Annotated in this window: 1 protein-coding gene; it reads right to left on the reverse strand. The window is 25.3% G+C overall.

Features of this window, described 5'->3' with window-relative positions:
• Positions 1-450 (reverse strand): AMP-binding protein (locus tag GBH70_RS16495; RefSeq protein WP_172968335.1); only part of this gene is annotated, 450 nt, incomplete at both ends.

Below are 450 nucleotides of genomic sequence, written 5' to 3' on the forward strand. Positions count from 1 at the left end.
CCAGTACTTCCAGATGTATAAATTCTATACGCATATTTTCCTTCCTTAATTTTTGAATGTGTCGCAATATGGTTATTATTTTTTGCTTTATTAATCAATTTCATGACATTTATATATTTTTTATTGGTTTTCAATTCTTCTTCATCCGAAATATAACAATCACTGTTACTATCTTTTAGAAATAATAATTTCCTTTTTTTAGGAAATGAATGTGCAATAGGTAGATAGTATGCACCAATTTGATAGAGTGCCAATATGACTATTATTAGATTAGTGGATGGTTTCATAATTAAGGGGACACACTGATTTAATTCTATTCCATTTTGTTTTAATTCATTTGCAACTTTATTAACAATTATTTTTAGTTCCTTGTATGTATATTTTGTTTCGTCATCATAAATAGCTATACTACTTGAATATTTTTCTACAGAACTATAAAATTTTTCAATT

The organism is Weizmannia acidilactici, from assembly GCF_008974225.1.
GTDB classification, from domain to species: domain Bacteria; phylum Bacillota; class Bacilli; order Bacillales; family Bacillaceae_C; genus Weizmannia; species Weizmannia acidilactici.